This window comes from Verrucomicrobiota bacterium, assembly GCA_016871495.1.
Taxonomy (GTDB): domain Bacteria; phylum Verrucomicrobiota; class Verrucomicrobiia; order Limisphaerales; family VHDF01; genus VHDF01.
The window spans coordinates 1-21,390 of the sequence record VHDF01000056.1 but is presented as its reverse complement, the minus strand read 5'-3'; the positions used below and the strand labels follow the sequence as shown (position 1 = coordinate 21,390).

The 21,390-nt window shown below is 62.9% G+C and carries 18 protein-coding genes and 1 pseudogene; 1 reads left to right on the top strand and 18 read right to left on the bottom strand.

Translation table 11 applies throughout. From position 1 onward, the window contains the following. Positions 1-180: 180 nt before the first annotated feature. From FJ404_12815 to FJ404_12805, 3 genes are read right to left on the bottom strand one after another with little or no spacing between them, the layout of a single operon-like run. Positions 181-1,113, bottom strand: a complete 933-nt coding sequence (locus FJ404_12815) for an ROK family protein (protein MBM3823746.1) — start codon at positions 1,111-1,113, stop codon at positions 181-183. 9 nt (positions 1,114-1,122) lie between these two features. Continuing rightward, positions 1,123-1,866, bottom strand: a complete 744-nt coding sequence (locus FJ404_12810) for a glucosamine-6-phosphate deaminase (GenBank protein ID MBM3823745.1) — start codon at positions 1,864-1,866, stop codon at positions 1,123-1,125. Continuing rightward, on the bottom strand, positions 1,863-2,906 hold the full coding sequence (locus FJ404_12805; GenBank protein ID MBM3823744.1) for a hypothetical protein: 1,044 nt from the start codon (positions 2,904-2,906) through the stop codon (positions 1,863-1,865). The genes FJ404_12810 and FJ404_12805 overlap by 4 nt, the downstream gene beginning before the upstream one ends. A gap of 19 nt (positions 2,907-2,925) precedes the next feature. Here FJ404_12805 and FJ404_12800 point away from each other — a divergent pair, with 19 nt between their 5' ends. Continuing rightward, complete coding sequence (locus FJ404_12800; GenBank protein MBM3823743.1) at positions 2,926-3,723, top strand: MurR/RpiR family transcriptional regulator; 798 nt, start codon at positions 2,926-2,928, stop codon at positions 3,721-3,723. 366 nt (positions 3,724-4,089) lie between these two features. Here the strand turns inward: FJ404_12800 and FJ404_12795 are convergent, their stop codons facing one another. The 15 genes and pseudogenes from FJ404_12795 to FJ404_12725 all read right to left on the bottom strand — a co-directional run bounded on the left by FJ404_12795 (position 4,090) and on the right by FJ404_12725 (position 21,118). Beyond that, on the bottom strand, positions 4,090-6,651 hold the full coding sequence (locus FJ404_12795; protein MBM3823742.1) for a hypothetical protein: 2,562 nt from the start codon (positions 6,649-6,651) through the stop codon (positions 4,090-4,092). A 46-nt stretch (positions 6,652-6,697) separates the two neighbouring features. After that, positions 6,698-7,558, bottom strand: coding sequence for a hypothetical protein (locus tag FJ404_12790; GenBank protein MBM3823741.1), 861 nt, complete (start codon positions 7,556-7,558; stop codon positions 6,698-6,700). Positions 7,559-7,802: 244 nt separating this feature from the next. Further along, a complete protein-coding gene (locus FJ404_12785) occupies positions 7,803-8,801 on the bottom strand; it encodes a calcium/sodium antiporter (GenBank protein MBM3823740.1) in 999 nt (332 codons plus the stop codon). 8 nt (positions 8,802-8,809) lie between these two features. Further along, a complete protein-coding gene (locus tag FJ404_12780) occupies positions 8,810-9,310 on the bottom strand; it encodes a DUF2062 domain-containing protein (protein MBM3823739.1) in 501 nt (166 codons plus the stop codon). Positions 9,311-9,331: 21 nt separating this feature from the next. Then, positions 9,332-10,276 carry an HAD-IB family phosphatase gene (locus FJ404_12775; protein MBM3823738.1) on the bottom strand — a complete coding sequence of 315 codons (945 nt, stop codon included), beginning with the start codon at positions 10,274-10,276 and terminating at the stop codon, positions 9,332-9,334. Between the two features lie 62 nt (positions 10,277-10,338). Further along, on the bottom strand, positions 10,339-10,836 hold the full coding sequence (locus FJ404_12770; protein MBM3823737.1) for a glycosyltransferase: 498 nt from the start codon (positions 10,834-10,836) through the stop codon (positions 10,339-10,341). Between the two features lie 51 nt (positions 10,837-10,887). Continuing rightward, positions 10,888-12,159 (bottom strand): mechanosensitive ion channel family protein, encoded by a 1,272-nt coding sequence (locus FJ404_12765; GenBank protein MBM3823736.1) that lies wholly within the window; start codon positions 12,157-12,159, stop codon positions 10,888-10,890. Positions 12,160-12,693: 534 nt separating this feature from the next. Next, entirely contained in the window at positions 12,694-13,386 is a 693-nt protein-coding gene (locus FJ404_12760; protein ID MBM3823735.1) for a sulfite exporter TauE/SafE family protein, read from the bottom strand. Positions 13,387-13,454: 68 nt separating this feature from the next. Then, positions 13,455-13,874: a hypothetical protein gene (locus FJ404_12755; GenBank protein MBM3823734.1), complete on the bottom strand. Its 420-nt coding sequence runs from the start codon at positions 13,872-13,874 to the stop codon at positions 13,455-13,457. Next, positions 13,871-15,349, bottom strand: a complete 1,479-nt coding sequence (gene ccoG, locus FJ404_12750; GenBank protein MBM3823733.1) for a cytochrome c oxidase accessory protein CcoG — start codon at positions 15,347-15,349, stop codon at positions 13,871-13,873. The genes FJ404_12755 and ccoG overlap by 4 nt, the downstream gene beginning before the upstream one ends. A 32-nt stretch (positions 15,350-15,381) precedes the next feature. After that, positions 15,382-15,975 (bottom strand): c-type cytochrome, encoded by a 594-nt coding sequence (locus FJ404_12745; protein ID MBM3823732.1) that lies wholly within the window; start codon positions 15,973-15,975, stop codon positions 15,382-15,384. Then, positions 15,968-16,165, bottom strand: coding sequence for a hypothetical protein (locus FJ404_12740; GenBank protein MBM3823731.1), 198 nt, complete (start codon positions 16,163-16,165; stop codon positions 15,968-15,970). Before FJ404_12740 ends, FJ404_12745 begins: the two co-directional genes overlap by 8 nt. 20 nt (positions 16,166-16,185) lie before the next feature. After that, positions 16,186-18,357: pseudogene (gene ccoN / locus FJ404_12735) on the bottom strand (cytochrome-c oxidase, cbb3-type subunit I). A 32-nt stretch (positions 18,358-18,389) separates the two neighbouring features. Beyond that, entirely contained in the window at positions 18,390-18,587 is a 198-nt protein-coding gene (ccoS, locus tag FJ404_12730; GenBank protein MBM3823730.1) for a cbb3-type cytochrome oxidase assembly protein CcoS, read from the bottom strand. Further along, positions 18,584-21,118, bottom strand: a complete 2,535-nt coding sequence (locus tag FJ404_12725) for an HAD-IC family P-type ATPase (protein ID MBM3823729.1) — start codon at positions 21,116-21,118, stop codon at positions 18,584-18,586. Before FJ404_12725 ends, ccoS begins: the two co-directional genes overlap by 4 nt. Positions 21,119-21,390 lie beyond the last annotated feature (272 nt).

Below are 21,390 nucleotides of genomic sequence, written 5' to 3'. Positions count from 1 at the left end.
AGAATCATTTCGGTCGAGGTGAGCCAGCCGCGCAGATCGAGAACGCCGGGTCATACCCCGTGCTTGGTGTTGTTCCACGTCGAAGCGGGCTGAAGCCCGCGCGCCGCCGGATCAGTGGAACACTTCGAGGTCCGGTCCCTCCGCATTCAACAGCCACGTCGCTTCGTCCTCCGATGCATGTCAGCAGGCTTTGAAATCCCAGGCGGCCGCAGCGGCGCCGATCACGCCGGCGTTGGTTCCTGTGCCGGCGCGAAGGATCGGGAGGCCGCGATGCACTTCGGACCAGATGTATCGCTGTGTTGCGGCCATGAATTCGTCCCAAAACGGACCTTCGCTCAGTCCTAGCCCGCCGCCGACGATGACCGCCTCAGGGTCGAGCACGTTGACCAACAGGCCCACGGTGGACGCTAGCGCGTCGCCGGCCGAGCGGGTGACGAAGATGGCCGCATTGTCCCCGGCGGTTGCAGCGGCCAGAACGTCGTGGCCACTTTGGGCGGCACCGGGAAGGGATTCATTGTAGCGTGACACCAGCGCCGGGCCGGCGGCGAGTTGTTCGAGCGTGCGGCGATTCGTCTGACCACATCGTTCGCACGGGAAACTCACGGGACTGCTGGCCATGGTGCCCGTCGCCCCCCGGGCGCCGGTAAATGGATTGCCGTCCAGCACCAGGCACGAGGCAATGCCTGTGCCCACGGTGATGTAGAGAAACTGCCGGAATGGCCGGCCGGCGCCAAAGATCGCTTCCGCGCGCGCGGCGGCGCGCACATCGGCCTCCAGCGTGGTCGGGGCAATGGTGGCGAGGCGGGCGCGCACGGGCAGCTTCATCCAGTCCACACAATTCGCGCTGAGGATGTCGCCCCGGGGCGAAATCAGTTCGCACAAGCCCACACCCACGGCATGGACGGTGCGGCGCATGGCCACGGCCTCCGCCGCGAGACGCTCGGCCAGGCGCTCGACGTCTTCGAGCACGACCTCCCCGCCCCGCGAGGCCAGGGTGGGAATCGTGTGTTGCACGAGGACGACGCCTTCGGGAAGGCTCACGACGCCCCCCGCGATCTTGGTGCCGCCGACATCGAGGCCGATGACCGTTGCGGGTTGCGGAAACTCAGGCATGCAGCGGCATCAACGGGTTGAAAAGGTGGCGGGCCGGGGCGTGCTCAAAGCGGCAGCCGCTTCCGCGTCCAAGAATAAGTGCGTGTTGGGGTGACCCTGCAGAAACGAGGCCGGGCAGCGCGAGGAGCGCGGCCCTTCGACCATGGCGCGGACGGCGGCGGTCTTGTGCGCACCATAGGCCATGATGAGAATGCGGCGGGCGGCCAGAATCGTCCTCAGTCCGACGGTCACGCCCTGGGCCGGAGCGTAATCGTTACCGAACCATTTACGGTTGGCTTCGATGGAAACGGGTTCGAGGTCAAGCAGTCGTCCGGCGGAATCCTCCTCGCTGCCGGGCTCGTTGAAGCCGAGATGGCCGTTCTGGCCGAGTCCGAGCACGAGCACGTCGAGTCCGCCGGCCGCGGTGATTTTCCTCTCGTGCTCCTGGACACTGGCGAGAGCGTCGGCTTCCAACGAGCTGACGACGTGGAACTGCGCGGGCGGAATGCGCCAGTCTTCCTGCACGCAACGGCGGAGGAGATGGGCGCAATTGCGCGTCTCTTCCAGCGGCACTCCGACATATTCGTCGAGCGTGAAGACGGTGAGATGTTCGAGCGCCAATCCGCGCCGGCCGATGCACCGGTAAAGTTCGAGGGGTGTGTTGCCGGCAGCGGGCATGAAGGTCCGCGTGTCCGGCAATGCCAGCCAGCCGGCAAGGCAGTCGGCTGCGGCGTCGTTCGCGGCCTCAGCGGTGGGGTGGATCGAGAGGTTCATTTTCCTTCCGCCACGCCGCGGGACAGGGCTCGGATGTAGGCGGCATTGCAACCGCAGCAACCGCCGAGGAACCCGATGCCCTCGGCTCTCGCCCTCCGGCCGAAATTCAGAAACTCGGCGCGAGAGACTTGAATCGTTTCCAAGTCGTCCGGGAACGCCGGCAGGCGCGTGAAACTGTGGCAGGCCTCCGTCGTGTGGAACGCGGCGGGCTGGGCTGCGAGAGGGACGCTGGTGGCAGCGCGCATTTCGCGCAAGACCGGAAGCATGCGCTGCGGATCCTGCTCGCAATTCGCGCCGACGGCGATGGCACCCAGGTCGGCCATCACCTTCGCGCACTCGGCGGGCGAGTAGCCGTCGGTGCATTTCGAGATGAGCGGACGGAAGCTCATGGTCGCCACGGCGGGCAGGCTGGCGGCGGCGGCGCACTCGAGCGCGACTTTCATCTCGGCGAGGTGGAAGAAGGTTTCGAGGATGAGGAAGTCCACGCCGGCATCCTTGAGCAGGCGGATTTGCTCGGCAAGATGGTCGCGTGATTTGCCCAGGGATTCCATGCCCTCGCGTTCGGTAAGTTGGGTGCGCGAGACGCTGCCGGCGACGAGGGCTTTGCCTCCGGCGACCTCTTGGGCCAGCTTCACGGCCGCGGTATTGATCGATTCAGTCTGGGCGCCGTAGCCCGCGCGGTTGAGCTTCTCGCGGGTGCCGAAGAAGGTGAGGGCCTGAAGCACTTGCGAGCCGGCCCCCAGAAACTCGCGGTGCAGTTGACGCAGTGCCTCAGGATGCTCGACCGCAACCTCGGGTGTGAACTGGCCGCTGCCGCGTCCGGTGCCAACCTTCTCGCGTCCGGAACCGCTGTCCACGTAACCGCGGCGTTCGAGTTCGATCAGATACCCGCCGTCGCCCAGGACGACATCGGATCGGAGGAGTTCGGTGATGGTGTTCATGAGTGCCTGCAAAAGTCCGGGCCGAAAAGCCCGCGGCCAAGCCAGGATCGGCGTGGCCGCGGGACGGATTGAACCGCTTTCCTGTTGTGTTTGCAACAAGATACATTAGTCTTGTTGCATGTCTGTCAAGCGCTTGCTCCAATCGCGTCTCGGGGAGATGCGCCCGAGCGAGGCGGAGGTGGCGCGGCGGCTGTTGCGGAACTTGGGACGGGTGGCGGAGTGCAGTTTGCGCGAAGTGGCCGGAGATTGCGGGGCGAGCGACGCCACGGTGGTCCGCGCCTGCCGGGCCGCGGGCTTCGATGGCTTTCAGGATCTCAAGTACCATGTCTTGCGCGAGTTGACGGGCGGCCGCCTTCGGGCCGCGTCGATGGCGGACGACCCGGGCTATGGGGCGGACATTTCCGCGAGCCTGGAGGCGGCCAAACGGGCGCTGGAGGCGGCGGCGGCGTTGCTCCGCAGGGCTCGTCGCGTTGCGCTGGCCGGGGTGGGGGCATCGCACGGCGTGACCTTGATCCTGGCGGATGTGCTGTCCGCATCGGGCCAACAGGTGCTTCCCTTGTCCGACTTCCAGATGGCGGGTTTTGCCTTCGCGCCGCCGGTGGCCGGGTTGGTGGTGCTGGCGATTTCGCATTCGGGCGAATCCCAGTTTCCGCTGCGCATGGTGGCGGAAGCGAGGAAGGCGGGCGTGAAGTCCATCGGCCTGACCAACGAGCCGGGCAGCGAACTGGCGAGAGCGGTGGACGTGCTTCTGCCCACGCAGACGGTGGAACGTCCGGCGGGCAGTTTTGCCATCGCGCCGCGCGTCTGCCAGCTGGCGGTGCTGGATCGAGTCTTGATGCGGATGCAGGAGCCGAAGCGGACTGGGAAAGCAAGGGATCTCACGGAGACACGAAGGCACGGAGAGGGGAAGACATGATCGAGGGTGTGATCCTGATCTTGAATCGTGGCCGGGATTCCGTCCCTCCGTGTCTCCGTGCCTCCGTGAGAGCCTTGGCAATCGGCGCGCGGGCTTCAGCCCGCTTCGAGGTGGAGCAACACCAGGCACGGGGTATGACCCGGCGTTCTCGATCTACCACGCTGAAGCGGCGTGAACGCCGCGGTCCGGGCCGTGACACGGCACTGCTCTGGACGTGAAACTCCGGCCCACCACGGGGTGGAGCCATTCCACGAACGTCAACATTTAAGACTTGACCCCTGTGCCCTCGTCGGTTTGTTGACAAACTGGCTTCAAATTGGGCTCGAACGGCCAGTTCGGAGAGACCGGCCGAAACCGAATTCGCCTTCAGGGCCGCAAGCTTCTGGCCCGGTCTCCGCGGGTGATCGCCAGGGCGCTCCAATCGCCGTCGATTACCGACCGTGCCTTGAGGGTCAACCCGCTCCCGCCGACTGCCGCCGGAGCCGAGTACTTCACCGCCTTGGGCGAGACTCCGCCGCCGACCAACCGGGGATCCGTTCCGTCCGTTGTGTAGTAGATGTCCGCTCCGGCAGTGCGGGTGCTCAAGGTCAGCTTCCCACCATCCGCTGGCTTGAGCTGCGGCGGTGGCAGGTCGGGCAACAGGCCTTGGGCGAACAGTTGGTTGCGGACAATTTCCGAGCGTTGCGGCAGGTAATTCGTCCGCAGCCGGTTCACTTCGCGGCGCCAGTCGTCTTCACGGTTGAACGGACCCGTCAGTGGGTTCCCGGCGTCATCCACGCGTTTCGGCGGGTTCATGCTGTAGTGGTATTTGACATCCCCCCACCGGGCGGACTCGGCGACGACGGCGGGCTCGATTTGTTTGGCGCGGGCGTTGAACCGCTCCTGCAGCGCCTCGGGACTGAGCACTCCGCCCGGGGAGAAATGCTGATGCACGAGGTCGGCCACGCGCAGGCGGAACTCGGCGTTGTCCACGCATTGCTGCCAGAGCCATTGCGGGCTGCTCGTCCCCACCTGCGTGCCGGTATTGAAGGGGCCGGTCCGGTCCTCGTGGAGGTTCAACATCGTATGCTCGGCGTCCCAGACGAAGAACTTGAAGCCGTCGCCATGGGTGCGGCGATAGAGCGAGTGGTAGTTGTTTGGGTTGCGGTTCCCGCCAAAGGCGCTGATTGGCGCGTCGAGGTTGCCGCCCCAGAAGATGATCAGCATGTAGTCGATCAGGTTGTCCACATCGAGCAACCGTTCGAGCGAAGGGTCGCGCGTGCCGTCCGGACGGCAGCCCTGCAAGGCGAAGTAATCCGCATTTTTGCTCAGGCCGGCGGCGGCGCGTTGGTAGAGGCGCGTCCACGCGTCCATGTTCCCGTCGGTGGGAATCAAGTTGTAGGTGCTCCGTCGGGTGGTAAATCCGGAATCCACCTTGATGGTATCGTAGTCGGCCTTCTTCCCGCCGAGATAGGTTGCGCCGTACGAAGCCTCGACGCGTTCGCAGGAATTGTAGAGGCCCCAGTAGTGGCCGTTGACATAGAGGTGATAGAAGTCGCCCCGGGCGGCCGGCTGCCCCATGGCCAGTTGCAGGTCGCGATTGACCTGGTCGCGCAGCATGATCCCCCGTGGATCCCCTCCCAGGTGCCAGGAGTAGTTCTGGAAGGTGCGCAGGTCAAAGTTCTCGAATTCCTGCGCGGCGTCCTTGCCGAACAGCGGAAACTTCAATTTGCCCTGACCGTACTGTTCCCGGAAGAACAGGCGGAACGCGTGTTTGGCGTTGAGGAGCATCCGGCTGAATCCACCCCGGATGCGGATTCCGCAATTGATCTGAAACTCCGGCCCACCATCGGGGTGCAGCAATTCCAGGGAGCACGGTCGTTCCGACTCCCGTCCTTGCTCGCCCGGGTTGGAGTAGATGCCGTTCGTTTCGCCAAACATGTCGTCCATGCTGGTGACGATCGAAAAGCTCGGCAGGGACTTCAGGCTGGCGACCATCTCGTCGCGGTAGCGCGGGTCGTTCACGATGCGGGGATCCATCCCGTAATCCACCAGGTTCTTGCCCCACAGATAGGGAAATCCCTCGGGCGGCAGACCGTCCGGCGACTGATGGATCACATCCTTCGGGAAGATGAACGTGTGCGTGTTCACCGGGGTTGGGCGGTGACCCGGCTTGAACGCGGCCACCCGCAGCACGGTGGTCTGGGAGATGGACAGCGGCGCCTGATAGGTCCTGCCTTCGGTCGGGCTGGGTTCGGATCCGTTGGTGGTGTAGCGAATCACCGCACCCTCCGTGGGCGTGGTCAGCTTCAGTTCGAAGGGCGCATCACGAAACCCGCGTTTCTGGTTCGACGCCACCGCACCGACTTCGCCTAAGAGTCGGTCGGAATTGGCCTTGCCCGGGGTCGGCTCCAGAAAGAACTGCTCGTGTTTGGCCAGCGCTTGGCCGGGCTGCCAATCCCGTCCGATCCCGTAGCTGGTATTCGATTTTTGATCGGGATACTTGGGTTTGAATTCGTGAATCACCCTCCGGCCGTCCGCTGAGATCAAGGCCAGATAATCACCCTTCGCGCTCAACTTGAAACTGGTGTGAAGCGGCCGGCTGGGATCGTTGCGGCTCTTGCCGGAGGCGAACACGAGCAGCTCGGCTCCCGGGGCGAGCGTCACCGCCGGCAGGATCCACTTGCCCACGTTCTTTCGGCTGTCGGTCAGGCGCAGCCCCGCGAGGTTGACCGCCTGCTCACCGTGATTGCGCAACTCGATCCAGTCCGAATACTCGCCGTCACCGTCCTTCAGTCCCGAGTCGTTCGCTGCCATGAACTCGCTGATGATGACCGTGGGTGGGCTCGCCGCCTGCGCGTAACCGGGGCGTGAAGCCGTGGTAACCATCAAGGCCGCGCAAAAAAAAGCGACGCTCGAGGTCGGCTGGCAACGGAAGAAACGTTTCATGAAACGGTGCGGGGAAGCGGGTTGGGCGGTCCGTGGTTGATGAGGATTACGGCGCGGTGGGTTGTTGTTGGCGGATGAGCCGCAACTCCCCGGCGCTGGCCAGGCCGTCGCCGTCGGTGTCGAACTTCAGCAGTTCCTGCTGCTTCACCATGAAGGCGCCCCCGTCCCGGCCGCCGCGTCCCCCGCCCACCAACTCTCGGGCAAAGCGCAGATAGAAGCCATGCAACTCGAGGCCAAGGTCCGCCTGCAGTTTCGCCTTCTCCTCCTTGGAGAGTTCGCCATTGCCATCGGCATCGTAACGCTTCAGCGTCCATGCCGCTTCTTCGCCCTGGGCGGTGGGATACTCGTCGCCGTCGAAGCCGCCGCTGCCGTTCTTGTCGTACTTGATCATGTAGGCGAAGTAGTCGCGGGCATAACGGGTGGGTTTGGTGCGGATGACGACCATCATCGCTTCGACCTCGTCGGCGCCAAGTTTGCCGTTGCCGTCGCGATCGTGTTCTCGCGTCAGGATGGCCTGCTCCGCGATGCGTGCCCGAGCCCACTCGCTCTCGTCCATGGCGCCGTCTTTGTTGGTGTCGTAGTCCGCGAGGACATCCGCCGGCACCTGAGAGCCGCCGCTGCTGCCGCCTCGCTGCTTGCGCTCCAGCCGCAGGGATTCCCGCTCGGTCGCGTCAAGTCGGCCGTCGCCGTTTCGGTCGTGCTTGGCCATGAGCTCCGCCCGGCGTTGTTCCGGACTCCCTGGTCCGTCGGCTGCGGTCGCGGCGGGCGACTGCCAGGCCAGGCTCAGGCAGAACAACCCGATGCACCGGTTGAACCACTTGGCCGGGGACGTGGGGACGGATCGTCCGCGCATCGTCGGGGCAGGGGGGCGGTCGATGGCAGGCAGGGGGGGACGCGTCGGTTTCATGGTTGTCGGGGAAAGGCGTGAAATTTTAGCTGGCCTCCTCCTCTGGATTCAAGTCTTCGTTCGATGGCACCGCGCACGACGGTGCATCCGCAAGTTGTCGGGACGCGCCGTTCACGGCGCTTCCGCTCGCGCCCATCGGCCGCGGCGATCTCCTCCCGTTCCATGGTCCGCGCTGGGTGGACGCCTTCGCCCTGGCGGCACCCTTGCCCGTTGAATCTGCCCTGCCCTTTTGAAGACACGCCCTTCAGCCTCCCTGACGCCGCTGCCACATCATGATCCCCGCCAGGGTAATGAGGTAGACACTGTAGAACACCAACAGGATGGCACCTTCGCGTTGGCTCAGCCGCTTGTCCGTCTTCATCATCCAGAGCATCAGGACCATGGTGACGAGCATGGCCGGGAAGTTGAAGCGCTGTGTCAGCCGGTCCATCGTCACTTCGCGGATGGCCGACGCCGTGCCGACGATCAGCGTCAGGTTGGCGATATTGGCGCCGATCACATTGCCCACGGAAAGATCCGAAACATTCTTCCTGGAAGAACTGATCGCCGTGACCAGTTTCGGCAGTGACGTACCCACCGCCAGAACCGTCAATCCGACGATGATGGACGGCACGCCGAGTTGATGGGCGATGCCCACCGCTGAATCCACCAGCAATTTGCTCCCGAAGATCACGATGGCCGCGCCGAAGAGAAACTGCAGCGCCGTGCCCGGTTTGGTTTGGAACCAGGTCCAACGCGTCGGAGCGACTTCGTGCACAATGGCCTTTGCTTCGGTCACATGTTCCGGTTTTTTGTCCCGCCAGTGTTTCCAGAAGTCCCACGAGAAGTAAGCCGCGCCGCCGGTGAGCAGCAGCGCACCCTGCCAGCGTTGCAGCACCAGGTCGAACGTCATCAGAAGCAACACGATTCCGAAGAAAAACATCCCGATGAGCGGGGTGCGAAGCGCACGCGGATGCACGTCCACCTGCTTGAGAGCTGCCGTGACGCCGAGGATGAGCGCGATGTTGCAGATGCACGAGCCGACGGCATTGCCCACGGCCAAGCCGGACTCGCCCTTCAGCCCGGCCATGATGGAGACCACCATTTCCGGTGATGTGGTGGCGAGACTGACCAGCGTCCCGCCGATGACGACGCGCGGCATGCGCAGCATCTCGGCGAGGCGCACGGCGGCCGAGACAAACAAATCGCCGCCCTTGATAATCAGCGCCAGGCCGGCAACGAGAAGCAGGATGCCGGTCATCATCGAGGGGTTCAGATTTCGCCGCTTCCTTTAGCGGGCGAAGTCCTTTCGCGCCAGAGAAGACGAAGCAGGATGTAGCCGGTGAGGCCGACCACGAGTCCAATGACCGCGCAGCCCAGAAACAGGGGTCCGCCGGCGTGCCAAACCGGCGTGTTGTCCCAGTGAAAGTCGTTGACCGGGCGGCCCATGACACGGCAACCGACGAGGAATGCAAAAGGATAAAACAATCCCGCGGTGACCGGGTTGGTGGTGAAGATCAAGGCGATGACGACCAACAGGTTTGCGCGGCCCAAGAGCGCCAGCGGCAGGCCCAGCAGCAGTTGCACTCCCAGCAGCGGTGTGGCGGCGACCACTGCACCGATGAACCAGCCGCGCGCGACCGCGTCGCGGCGGAACGCCCAAAGGTCTTTGCTGAAAAGGCGGTCGCCCAACACACGATGCAGCCAGGTATCGCGCAATCTGCCGCGGGATACGCCCCGGCGGTGCAACCAACGAAGGAATCCAAACGTCATCGGAAGCAGAGCCCGGCCGAGTCAGGTCAGGGCGGGTGCGAAGGCGCGAATTTCCGGCTGCCTCGACAAGGGTTCGCCGAGCAGCCCCAGCACGCCGCGAAGATCATCGTTCACGACGTGTTTGGCGGCATTCCGTACGGCAGGCGACTTGGGTTGAAAGGCGACCGATACCCCCGCTTCCCGCAAGAGGCAGATGTCGTTGTCGCTGTCTCCCACGGCGAGCACTTTGTCGGCTGTGATGCCCAGTTCCTCCAGCAGGTGCTGAAGGACATGGAGTTTGCAGAGTCGATGTTCCTTGCAGCCGGACGGATGGCGCATGGCGGGCGACAACGTGAGCCGTCCGGTGGCCTTCTCCCGCTGAAACTTCATGACGTGGCTGATGACGAAATCCGCAAAGACGCGTCGCCGCACCGTTTCGGCTGCGATACGGTAGCTGTCGGTTACGACGCCCACCAGGTAGCCGGCCTTGCGCAGGCCCACGACGGTCTCCACCGCACCGGGCATCAGCGGCACCTCTCTGGCGACGCGCTCGATGGTCGTCCTCGGCAGTCCAGTGAAAATGGCGGCGATGCGGCGAGTGCGCTCGGCGGCATCAAGCGTGAAGTTGTCGAGGAGAGGATTCAGTAATTCCATGCGTCTGGTCTGGTGGGCCAGTTCCAGCACGAAGCGACCGTTGAGGAGCGTGCCGTCCATGTCAAAAAGCGCGAGCTTTTCCGTCCGTTTCATCATGCTGAGGGAATGGCGAAAGTCCGTCCGGCGGAGACGGTCTTGCTCCTTCGATTTGCGCACATAGCTCACGCGCAGCCGCCCCCATTCGGCGGCCCGCTCCAGAATCGTGCGCGCGACTTGCGTCGCCATTTCGCCGAGGGCCTCGAGCGAGTGACTCTTGTGTTCAAGGCGGCCAATCTCCACCTCGATGATGCGGGCTCGGGCCGCCGCCGCGTCAATCAGCAGGCCGACATCCACGCCATAGTCATTCTCAAAGCGGAGGCGCCGCAACAGCTCCCGCGGCGCCGCGATGATGCCGCCTAAAGGCTGGGCAAACTCCGACAGTTCGGGAAAATAGGTCGCAGCAGGGGCTTGGCGGTCAACGCGGTCACGCGTCCGGCACGGCGGGCAAATTTCGCCTTCACAAAGTCGGCTGCGCCGGCAACGAGCGGGCGGGTCATCCGCCGAATCAGGTCGGAGCGCAGCCCATGCAGGTCGCCATCCAGATAGAGAAGGAATTCGGTCTGCGCCGCTTGCAGACCGTCTTCCATCGAAGCGCCTTTGCCGAGCAGGGAACTGGTGAGGATGCGCGCCCCGGCGCGTTCGGCCCGTTCGGGCGTGCCGTCAATCGAACCGTCATCCACCACCAGGACTTCGGCGACGCACGGGTCGCGCAAGGCGAACTTCACGACGTTGCCGATCGTGCGCGACTCGTTGAGCACCGGAATGACGACGGTGACATGGGCTTGGCGGGCGGCACCTCTTCCGGCCGGTTGGGGCTTCGTTCGGGAGTCCTTGTTTTTCTTCATGCGTTTCATGGGGCGGGAGGCGGGACTGGCTGCATGATGCCCGCTGGCGCCCCTGTTTTCTCAAGCCGCCGCCGGCGCTTTGGAATCCTGTTTAACGTAGAGCGTCTGGGTGGGGAAAGCGAACTCGATCCTCTCGGCGTCGAAGCGTTCCTTGAGGTTCAGGTTCATTTGCTGAATGCCGCCGAGATAAGCATTGTAGTCGGTATCGCCCCACCAATGGACGACGAGGATGTTGAGAGAGGAGCTCTCAAACTTGTTGAAACTGATGAGGAGGTCGCTGGTCTTGGGATGACCGCGAAAGACTTCCTCCAGGATTTGCAACGCACGTTTCACGCGCTCCGGCGGCGTGTCGTAGGTGATGCCGATGTTCATCATGGTTTTGATGTTCGAGCGTGCCGTGACGTTGGTGATGGTGGCATTGCCCATCGTTTTGTTCGGAACGGTGACGAGATGGCCGTCGAGACTGCGAACCCGCGTGCTGCGGAAGCCGATGCTTTCGACCGTGCCATCCACGGTATCAAGCTGGATGCGGTCGCCGACCTTGAAGGGCTTGTCCACCAGCACCGCCACGGCACCAAACAGATTGGCCAGGGTGTCCTGTGCTGCCAACCCAACGGCCAGGCCGCCAATGGAGAGCGAGGCGATGAGGCCGGTCACATTGAGGCCGAGGTTCTGCGAGGTGACCAGAATGGCGACGGTGACGACGAAGACTTTCAGGCTCTTGCTGATGAGCGGGAGCAACTGTTTGCTGAACTGCTCGTTCTCCGGCGTGGTCGCCCGATCGCGCCAGGCGCGCATCGCCGCGTCCACGGACTTGAGCAGCACGTAGGTGATCGAAACGGCAACGATGATTTTGAGTGCCTTGGAAAAGAAGTCCTCCAGCACCGCGGGCCAGGAATAGACCTGCATCCCGATGTGGAGCAGGATGACGAAGGTGACGATCCGCACCGGGCCGCGCAACATTTCCACCACCAGATCGTCAAATTGGGTGGTGGTTTTCTTCGCCCATTTCTTCGCCCGCCCGGTGATGAAACCGTCCAGCAATCGGGAGAAGTAGAACGCCAGAAGGATGTAGATGAGCGAACTGAGGTATTGCCAGAGCGGGATGTCGGCGAACGGCGCGTAACGCAGCGGGGCCACGCGGTCGAGGCCGAACGTGAGCCACACGTTCGGCGCACTTTTCGCGGCTGCGGCCGCCTCCACGCCGGCGGGCGCGGACGGTGCGGGGGCGCGGGTGGCGGGTTGGGCCTGTGCCCAGAGCGCCCAGCAAAACAGGGCGAGTGGGAGGAGAAGCGTCGGCTTGAACAGTCTTGCGAATACCGGTTTCATCATGGTCCATTCGTTCTTTGGGTTGAACTCGGTCTGTGTTCCGTGAGCATCGAGCCACGCCAGACGTACGTGGGCGGATGGCGAGCGATGGATCGAACGGGTCGAGTCAAAGTCCCTTGGGCTCTCGTTCAACCGGGAGTTTTCCGTGGACTACCCTCTCTTCGCGCGGTTTGAGCGGCCGGCCGGCCCTTTTTCAATCACCATGCCATGCCTGGATCTCCCATCCAACAGCGTGTCCACATGGTTTCTCGTGAATCACCATGTCTCAGAGTCAGGGGAAGAAGTAGCATCTACTTTTGTCGGGTCAACAGGATATTCGTAACGCCGTCGTCCGGCCGTGCATCCCGCAGTGGTCTGTCGGGTGGCGCAGGCGGCCCAGCCTGCCGTATCGCCGACGGCCCGTCGGCCCGTCGGCCCGGCGGGTGAAGAACGAGGCCCTGCCCTGCTCTCCACGCGCCTGGTTTTCTTCGTCGCCCCGCAGGCTGGGCTGTCTGCGTGACCAAGACAATCCGGTCACCGACAACCTCTGGAGGCACGTCAATGGCAGTTCACGCCGCCCTGGACTCCGGTTGCTGTGAGGGCTGGACTGAGGTAGGGGATGCCGAGATCGAGTCCGCGCAGGATGAGCAATGCCCCAACGATGGCGAGCGTGGCGGGGACCCAGCGGGTTGAATACGTTTTAGCCACGAGGCTCAGGCGTGGCCAGACCACCCCCAGTGCGAGCATCATCGGCAGGGTGCCGGCGCCGAACGAGAGCATGTAGAGGGCGCCCCGCCAGGGGTTTTCCTGACTGGCGACCGCGCCCGCGCAGGCGGCATAGACCAATCCGCATGGCAAGAAGCCGTTGAGCATCCCAAATCGGAACCGTGCGCGTGGCGACGGATTTCCCAGCCAGCCGGCCGCAATTTGATGAGGCGACGGCAACCTTCGAGTCCAGCGGTTTTGGGCAGTCCACCGGTAGGGCAGCCATGCGGCGAGGAGCATGGTGCTGCCGACACTCAGGGAGGTCCATTGCTGAAGGCCCGCCATGGAGACTCCATGGCCGAGGAGGCCGAGGAGCAAACCGAGGAGGACGTAGGTGATGAGGCGTCCGCCGTGGTAAATGAGTTTGCCGCGCCAGGCTTCCCCGTTTGGGGTGCGGGGCGCTCCCATGGCCAGCACCAGCGGGCCGCACATGCCGGCGCAGTGCAGGCTGCCGAAGAACCCCAACGCCAGAGCGGTGATGATCATGGCATGGCGGGTGGCGTTGCGGGAACGACCAGCGAGTGAGTGGAGGCGAATTCAATCCCATCGCGTTTCTATTCCAAATGGACTTTCCAGAGTCCCGGTTTCAGGTCATGAGCAGGGTAGGCAATGGTGCCCTCGGACTGGAGTGGCAAGGCCATCCGGCGGTCCAGTCGGGAATCGTCGGGGCGGTAGAAGTGCGCTTGGCCCTGGGTGGCGGGGAGTTGGCTGGGATGGGCTGGGAGGGTGATCTCGACCCGGTGAAGGACGGCGTTGAGGAGAACGTCCGGCTGCCCGGACGCCAGCGCGCGCGATGCTCGATCGAGATGCTGCTGATGCTGGATCTCGGCCTCGTAGTAATCCGGACGCACCAGATCGACGCGTTGTCGGAGAGCCCAAGTGCTGAAGGCGATGATGGCGGAGATGAAGCACGCGAAGAAAATGACCAGGGCCCGGGGCCATAGTTTGTCGGCGGCGCAAGGGGAGGGATTCATGACCTGGGTCCGAGGAATTTGGTGTTGATCGTCTCGAGCTTGCGTCCGGACGTGCCGAAAACACCGATGCGAACCGGGGTGGAATGGCCGCTGAGCTGTCCGCGATCCAATTCGATGAGAGGGGAGGATTGGGCCAGCTTGGTGGCGGGAACGCGCAGGGGAGATCCGCTCATGAGGCGGAGGGTTCCGGCGGGTTGCTCGAGCCGGAATTCGACCGGGATGTCGCGGTTCGTTTTGTTGAGGATTTTCACGGTGAAGAGATTATCCACCTGCCCCTGCGCGGAGAATTGAGGCAGGGATCCGGTGGCGCGCAGGATGGTGGTTTGGGTGTCGGCGCGGGTGAGGACCAGGAAGAGAAAGAGGCCGATGAGCGCGACGAGCACGGCGGCATAAACTCCCATACGGGGTGTGAAGCGCTGGGGCAGTTGACGTTCGATGTTGTTCAGCGAGCTCAATCTCACGAGGCCGCGGGGACGTCCGGTTTTATCCATGATGTGGTCGCAGGCGTCGATGCAGGCGGTGCAATTGACGCATTCCATCTGGGTGCCGTTGCGGATATCGATGCCGGTGGGACAGACGGCGATGCAGGCCCGGCAATCGACACAATCTCCAAGTCCCGAGGTCGCGCGTTCGGCGGCGTTTTGGGAAGGTTTGAGATGGGCGCGTTTTTCTCCCCGACGATGGTCATAGGCGACGACGAGGGTGTTTTCGTCGAGGATGGTCGATTGGAAGCGTCCGTAAGGACAAATGAAGATGCAGGCTTGTTCGCGGAAGCGGGCGAAGATGGAGTAGAACAGGAGTGTGAAGAGGGTCATGAACGCCAGCCCGGTGAGATGTTGCGAGGGTGGGTCCGTCACGATGCGGACCAGGGCGTCGAGTCCGATGATGTAAGCCAGAAGGGTGTTGCCGATGAGGAACGAGAGGGCGAGGAAAACCCCGTGCTTGGCGGTCCGCTTGAGAATCTTTTCCCGGTTCCATGGCGATTCGGCCAATTGGCGTTGGGCGGCGGCGTCCCCTTCGATGGCATACTCGATTTTGCGCAACACCATTTCCATGAGGACCGTTTGCGGGCAGGTCCAGCCGCACCAGAGACGTCCGAACGCGGTGGTGAACAGGATGATGCCGGTGAGAAACACGAGCATGGCGACGGCGAAGAGGACGGCGTCCTGCGGCCAGAAAATGCGGCCGAGGATGCTGAACCGGCGCTCCACGATATTGATCATCAGGAGCGGGTTGCCTTCGATGGTGATGAAGGGCCCGGCGAACATCACGGCCAGCAAGATCCAGCTCAACCAGAGCCGACGCTGGTGCCAGGTGCCGGAGGGTTTGCGCGGAAACAGCCAGCGACGATGGCCTTCTTTGTCCGCCGTGGCCAGGTGATCGCGGTAATCTTCCCAATTGATCTCCTGCGCGACCGATGGTGGAGGGGACGGATCCGCGGGAGGGTGTTCGTTTGCGGGCGGGGGTTGCGTCATGGACAGCGGGCGGTTTGGCGGGAGTGGAGACGCTATTCGAATTCGTTCGGTTTGTCGGGGGCGGCGGGGGTTTGGTCTTCCCTCGGCTTGGGGTTTGGAGGGGATGTGCCGCGGAAGGTATGAATGTAGCTGGCCACGGCTTGAACTTCGGAGGGCTTGAGCAGCCCCCGCCAACTGAGCATGCCTTTGGCGGGCACGCCGTTGAGGATCACTTTGATGCTGTCCACATAGTTCGATCCATGGATCCAGTAATCGTCGCAAAGGTTGGGACCGACCAATCCGCCACCATCAGGGCGATGGCATGGAGCGCAGAGAGTGATGTAGGTTTGCTGTCCCGCCGAGAGCGTGGACTGTTCCCGGGATGGGGTGAGGCTGCCGATGGAGGTTTCGAAACGGGCGACGGCCTCGGCCTTGATCTTCTCGCCCGCGGCGGATTCCTTTTCGTAGGCAGCGGCCTGCAAGTCTCCGGCTTTCAGCACGTGGAAATAGAGGAGGTAAAGGGCGGAGAAGATGATCGTGCCGTAAAAGAGCCAGACCCACCAGCGGGGCAGGAGGTTGTCGAGCTCTCTGATGCCGTCCGCGTCATGCCCTTCGAGCAACGGTGCTTCTTGGGGATCCTTACTCATGGGAGGTTTCGGGTTGAGGGGTGGAGGGGTCGCCGTCTTGCATGGGGAGCAAGCTGGCCTGGTGAGCGCGGGTGGACTTCATGGAAAGCGCGTGGAGAACGGCTCCGAGGAACACGGCGAAGAAGAGGGCGATCGAGATCACTCCGAAACCGCCAATGCCACCGATATGGACGAGGATGTTTTTGATCATGACAAGCGTGGGATGAGGGGTTAGCGGGCTGCGACGGGGATGGAAGCGGGCGCCGTGGCGGCGGGCTTGATATCGGTGCCGAGCCTTTGGAGGTAGGCGATCAGGGCGATGATTTCCCGTTGAGGCGGGACATTGGTAATCATGCCTTGTTTGAGATTGGCCACGATCCTGGCTGCTTGATCCGATAATTCTTTTTGCGCCGGGCCGTGTTCGTATCCGGAGGGATAGGGAACCCCGACTTTGCGCAGAGCTTTGAGTCGGGACGGCAGAGAGTTGGTGTCCATGTTTTTCGTCAGGAGCCACGGATAACCCGGCATGATCGATCCGGGGGAGGTGGATTGCGGGTCGTCCATGTGGTTGTAATGCCAAGCGTCCGGGTATTTCCCGCCGATGCGGTGGAGATCGGGTCCGGTTCGCTTGGAACCCCACAGGAAGGGATGATCATAGACGAATTCGCCGGCCTTGGAATATTCGCCGTAACGTTCGGTTTCGCCGCGGAAGGGGCGGATCATTTGCGAGTGGCATCCCACGCAGCCTTCCCGGATATAGAGATCGCGTCCGAGGACTTCGAGCGGGGTGTAGGGTTTCACGGAGGAGAGGGTGGGGACATTCTCCTTGATGAGGTAGAGCGGGATGATTTCGACCAGGCCGCCGATGGCCACGGCGACGAGGGCGAGGGCCGTCAGGGTGAGGGGTCTCGCTTCCAGCCAGCGATGGCGATAAGGATGAGCGTGTTCGCCGGTGCCGGCTTGCGCTGGAGTCTCGACGGGGCGGGGGGCTGCTTGGGCCTCTTGTTCGGGGAGAAACTGGCCGCTTCGGGCGGTTCGCCAGAGGTTGTAGCACATGATGGCGGCGCCGAGGATGTAGAGCGTGCCGCCGAGGGCGCGCAGCCGGTACATCGGGATCAACTGCAGCACGGTTTCGAGGAAGTTGGGATATTGCATGAACCCCTCGTTCGTGAATTGCTTCCACAGCAGACCTTGCGTCACGCCGCTCCAATACATGGGCACCACGTAGAACATCATGCCGAGGATGGATGTCCAGAAGTGCCAGTTGGCGAGTTTGAGGGACCACAACTTGGTCTGGTAAAGACGCGGGAACAGCCAGTAGAGCATGGAGAAGGTGAAGAACCCGTTCCAACCAAGGGCGCCCGTATGCACGTGGGCGACGGTCCAATCGGTGTAATGGGAGAGGGCGTTGACTGATTTGATCGACATCATCGGACCCTCGAGGGTGGCCATACCGTAGGCGGTGACGGCGACGACCATGAATTTGAGCATGGGTTCCTCGCGGAGTTTGTGCCAGGCGCCGCGCAGCGTGAGCAGTCCGTTCAGCATGCCCCCCCAACTGGGAGCGATGAGCATGAGGCTGAACACCATGCCGAGCGATTGCGCCCAATCGGGCAGGGCGGTGTAGATGAGGTGATGGGGGCCGGCCCAAATGTAGATGAAGATCAGCGCCCAGAAATGGATGATCGAGAGACGGTAGCTGAACACCGGTCGATCCGCCGCCTTGGGCAGGAAATAGTACATCAGTCCGAGGTAAGGGGTCGTGAGGAAGAAGGCCACGGCGTTGTGGGCGTACCACCATTGGACGAGGGCGTCCTGCACTCCGGCGAAGACGGAGTAGCTTTTGAAAAGACCGGCGGGGATGGCGAGGGAGTTGACGATATGCAGCATGGCGACCGTGACGGCGGGCGCGATGTAGAACTAGATGGCGACGTAGAGGTGGGACTCCCGGCGTTTGAGAATGGTTCCGAGGAGGTTCACGCTGAACACGACCCAGACGGCGGCAATGGCGATGTCGATGGGCCATTCGAGTTCCGCGTACTCCTTGCTGGAGGTGAGGCCCAGGGGGAGCGTGACGGCGGCTCCCACGATGATGGCCTGCCAGCCCCAGAAATTGATCCAGCTCAGGTGATCGCTGAACATGCGGCATTTGCACAAGCGCTGAAGCGAATAATAGATGCCGGTGAACATGCCGTTGCCGACGAAGGCAAAAATCACGGCGTTGGTGTGCAAGGGCCTCAAGCGTCCGAAGGTGGTGAACTCGAGATTCAGATTCAGACCGGGCCAGAAGAGCTGGCAGGCGATGAGCAGTCCGGCGCTGAAACCCACCATGCCCCAGACCACGGTGGCGATGGCGAAGGCGCGGACGATGCGGTTGTCGTAGCGGAACGTTTCCACACTCATGGCTTGGGGAAGGTATGCTGTTTCATGCGTTGCTATGTTTGAGGCTGGCGCCGGCTGGAACTACTCTTCTCTTGCTTTCTTTTGGGCACGTTTGTCTCTTCGAGCAGGACCCGGAGCGGTGGAGTAACGGTGTCACGGTATTGTCCGCTTTTCACCGACCAGAGGAAGGCGGCAAAGAATCCCGCGGCGAACAACACGCTCAAGGGGATGAGGAACAACAAGACACTCATGCGCGCAGGGGATTGAGCAAGGGTGTTTCGACGCCGGCCTTTCCGATCTCCGTGGCCTCAGGAATGATCTTCGCCGCCCAAGCTGTGCGTGACGCGGCAAAGGCGGCCACGGTGATCGAGCTCAACGGCATCAGGATCGCGCAAACCACAGGAGAGAGCTGGCCGGAGGCCGCGATGGCGATGACCACCGCGTTGTAGAGAGCGGAAATGGCGAAGGCTTGCCGGATGATCCGGATGCTTTGCCGCGCGAACGTGAGGAGGTGGTCGAGGTGTTGGAGTTGGCGGCGGTCCGCGATCATGTCACTGGCCGGACAGAAGGCACCGGACTCCTGGGTCACGGCCAAACCGACCTCGGCCTGCTTCAAGGCGCCGGCGTCGTTCAAACCATCGCCGGCGAACAAAACCTTTCGACCGAGCTGGTGCCAAGACGCGATGAATTCGAGCTTGTCGAAGGGACTCTGACTGAAACGCAGTTCGGCGCGGGGGCCGAGAAGCCGGGCAAACAACTCACGCTCCCGGTCTTGATCTCCGCTGAGAAGGCCCAGAGCGTAGCGTGGTTCGAGGCGGCGAAACAGATCCTGAAGACCGGGCGCCCGATGGGCTTCCATGACGAAGGCGCCGCGGTAAGCGCCCCCCATCAGCACATGGACTTCATGGTCCAGGGACGAGCCACCCACCTCGTTCATCGCGGCCAGGCTGGCGGACCTCTCGCGGGTCAGTGCGTCCATGATCCAACGTCGCGATCCCAGGGCGACGGGAAGCGCATCCACGGTGCCTTCGATGCCGCAGCCTTGAATCTCGCGGTAATTCCCGAGGATCACCGGTTCCGAATCGTTCGCGAGGAATCGGGTGATCTGAATGGAGAGGGGGTGAAGCGATTGTTCGGCGAGGGATCGGATCCGTTGGGATTCGTCGCGGGTCAGCGGTGGGCCGATCCAGCGCACCGGGGACACGCCGGTCGCGGTGAGCGTGCCGGTCTTGTCGAACACCAGACTATCGATGAGGGCGAGTGATTCGAGAACGGTTCCGTTTTTCAAGTGCCAGCCGCGGGCGTGGAGGGCGCGCACCGCCGTGCCAAAGACAAAGGGAGCGGCCAGGGCCAGTGCGCAAGGACAGGCGACGATCAGCACGGAAACGAAAGCCTTGACGGCCATGGCCGGGGAAAACGGCGCCCAACAGGCCGCCGTCACGAGGGCAAGGGTGAGAACCAGCCTGGTGAATCGGCGGCTGTACGCGTCGGTGATGGGGTTGAGCCGCGCGTGTTTGACTTTGGCGAACGTTTCGTGGTTCCACAGGGAAGTGAGGTAGCTTTCGGAGACAGGCTTGGCGCATTCCACTTCGATGGCCGAGCCCGCCAGCTTTCCGCCCGCGAAGAGCCATGCTCCCCAGTCCTTCCGTTGAGGCTCGGACTCCCCGGTGACGAAGCTGTAGTCGATGTGCGCCGCGTTCGAAAGGAGGAGGCCATCGCAGGGGATCATTTCGCCGTTTCGAATCTTCAAGCGGTCGCCGACACGCACTTCGCTCAGCGCGATTCGGGATTCGGATGGGCCACACCGGCTGACGGACATCGGGAAGAACGAACGGTAATCCTGGTCGAAGTGGATCCTGTCATAGGTTCGCTTTTGAAACCACCGGCCGCACAGGAGGAAAAAAACGAGACCTGCCAGCGAATCGAAATAGCCTTCCCCGGTTCTCGAGAACCATTCATAGGTGCTTTGCAACCACAGGGCGGCAAGGCCGGCCACAATGGGAATGTCGATGTTCATGACGCGCTGCCGCCATCCGTTCCAGGCCGACCGCCAATAGTCCTCGGCCGCGTAGGTCACGACAGGCACGGAAAGCGCGAGGCTGATCCAGCCCGTGAGCTGTTGGAAAGCCGGTCCCGAGAAGGAATCCAGGCCCAGGTACGCCGCCAGGCTGAACAGCATGGTGTTGCCAAAGGCGAAGCCAGCCAGACCCAGCCGCATGAGCAGGCTCGAAGGCTTTGTGGAAGTCTTCCTTGCGGCGGCATCGGAGAATCTCAGATCGGGTTCGTAGCCCAGGGAAACGAGCAGCGAGGCGAGTTGGGAACAGGACAACTTCGCAGGATCGAAATCGACCGACAATTCCTTGCGGGCGAACTCGACGCGCGAGGTCAGGATGCCGGGGTGAAGGCGGCCCAGGTTTTCCAGCAGCCACAAGCAGGCGATGCAATGAATCGCCGGCAATCGCATCGTGACCCGGACGCGGCCGGGATCGACGTAGTCCGCCCATTGCCGCAGAACCTCAGGTTGATTGAGGAAATCGAAGCGGCCTGCTTCCCCCCTTTGCGGCGCAGGGACGCCGCGGCGATCCTTGAGCCGGTAATAGTCGTCGAGGCCATGTTCCTGAATCAAGGCGTACACCGCGGCGCACCCGGAACAACAAAACGCGTGACCGGGGGAAGGTTGCGACCGGGGTGGACAGGGGTTTCCGAAATGCGCGCACGCGTGCCGCACCGGGTTCAATGAGGCAGGTTCGGCGCACGTCGAGGAAGCTTCCGTAGCGATCAATGCTCAACTCTGCCGCGGTTTTCGCTGCCCCGGCCTTCCCTGCTTTGCCTGACATCAAGCGAATCTTGCCCAGGAGAGGGCAAAAGGTGTTGAGCAACGGGCAACGGGCGCGGCGCGGAATCCAGGCGATCCAGGCATGCTCCTTTCGTGAAAACTCGAACCCTTTCTTCCCGGCGATCGAAGTCCATGTCGAACGAGGGGCCGGTGCTTTGCGCGACGGATTTTTCCCCCTGCGCGAGTCAAGCCGCGCGGGCGGCCATGCCGTTGGCGGC

Coding starts and splice junctions, on each gene's coding strand:
- FJ404_12815 (MBM3823746.1), bottom strand. CDS start 1,113: ATGCCTGAGTTTCCGCAACCCGCAACGGTCATCGGCCTCGATGTCGGC.
- FJ404_12810 (MBM3823745.1), bottom strand. CDS start 1,866: ATGAACCTCTCGATCCACCCCACCGCTGAGGCCGCGAACGACGCCGCA.
- FJ404_12800 (MBM3823743.1), top strand. CDS start 2,926: ATGTCTGTCAAGCGCTTGCTCCAATCGCGTCTCGGGGAGATGCGCCCG.
- FJ404_12795 (MBM3823742.1), bottom strand. CDS start 6,651: ATGAAACGTTTCTTCCGTTGCCAGCCGACCTCGAGCGTCGCTTTTTTT.
- FJ404_12790 (MBM3823741.1), bottom strand. CDS start 7,558: ATGAAACCGACGCGTCCCCCCCTGCCTGCCATCGACCGCCCCCCTGCC.
- FJ404_12785 (MBM3823740.1), bottom strand. CDS start 8,801: ATGATGACCGGCATCCTGCTTCTCGTTGCCGGCCTGGCGCTGATTATC.
- FJ404_12780 (MBM3823739.1), bottom strand. CDS start 9,310: ATGACGTTTGGATTCCTTCGTTGGTTGCACCGCCGGGGCGTATCCCGC.
- FJ404_12770 (MBM3823737.1), bottom strand. CDS start 10,836: ATGAAACGCATGAAGAAAAACAAGGACTCCCGAACGAAGCCCCAACCG.
- FJ404_12765 (MBM3823736.1), bottom strand. CDS start 12,159: ATGATGAAACCGGTATTCGCAAGACTGTTCAAGCCGACGCTTCTCCTC.
- FJ404_12760 (MBM3823735.1), bottom strand. CDS start 13,386: ATGATCATCACCGCTCTGGCGTTGGGGTTCTTCGGCAGCCTGCACTGC.
- FJ404_12755 (MBM3823734.1), bottom strand. CDS start 13,874: ATGAATCCCTCCCCTTGCGCCGCCGACAAACTATGGCCCCGGGCCCTG.
- ccoG (MBM3823733.1), bottom strand. CDS start 15,349: ATGACGCAACCCCCGCCCGCAAACGAACACCCTCCCGCGGATCCGTCC.
- FJ404_12745 (MBM3823732.1), bottom strand. CDS start 15,975: ATGAGTAAGGATCCCCAAGAAGCACCGTTGCTCGAAGGGCATGACGCG.
- FJ404_12740 (MBM3823731.1), bottom strand. CDS start 16,165: ATGATCAAAAACATCCTCGTCCATATCGGTGGCATTGGCGGTTTCGGA.
- ccoS (MBM3823730.1), bottom strand. CDS start 18,587: ATGAGTGTCTTGTTGTTCCTCATCCCCTTGAGCGTGTTGTTCGCCGCG.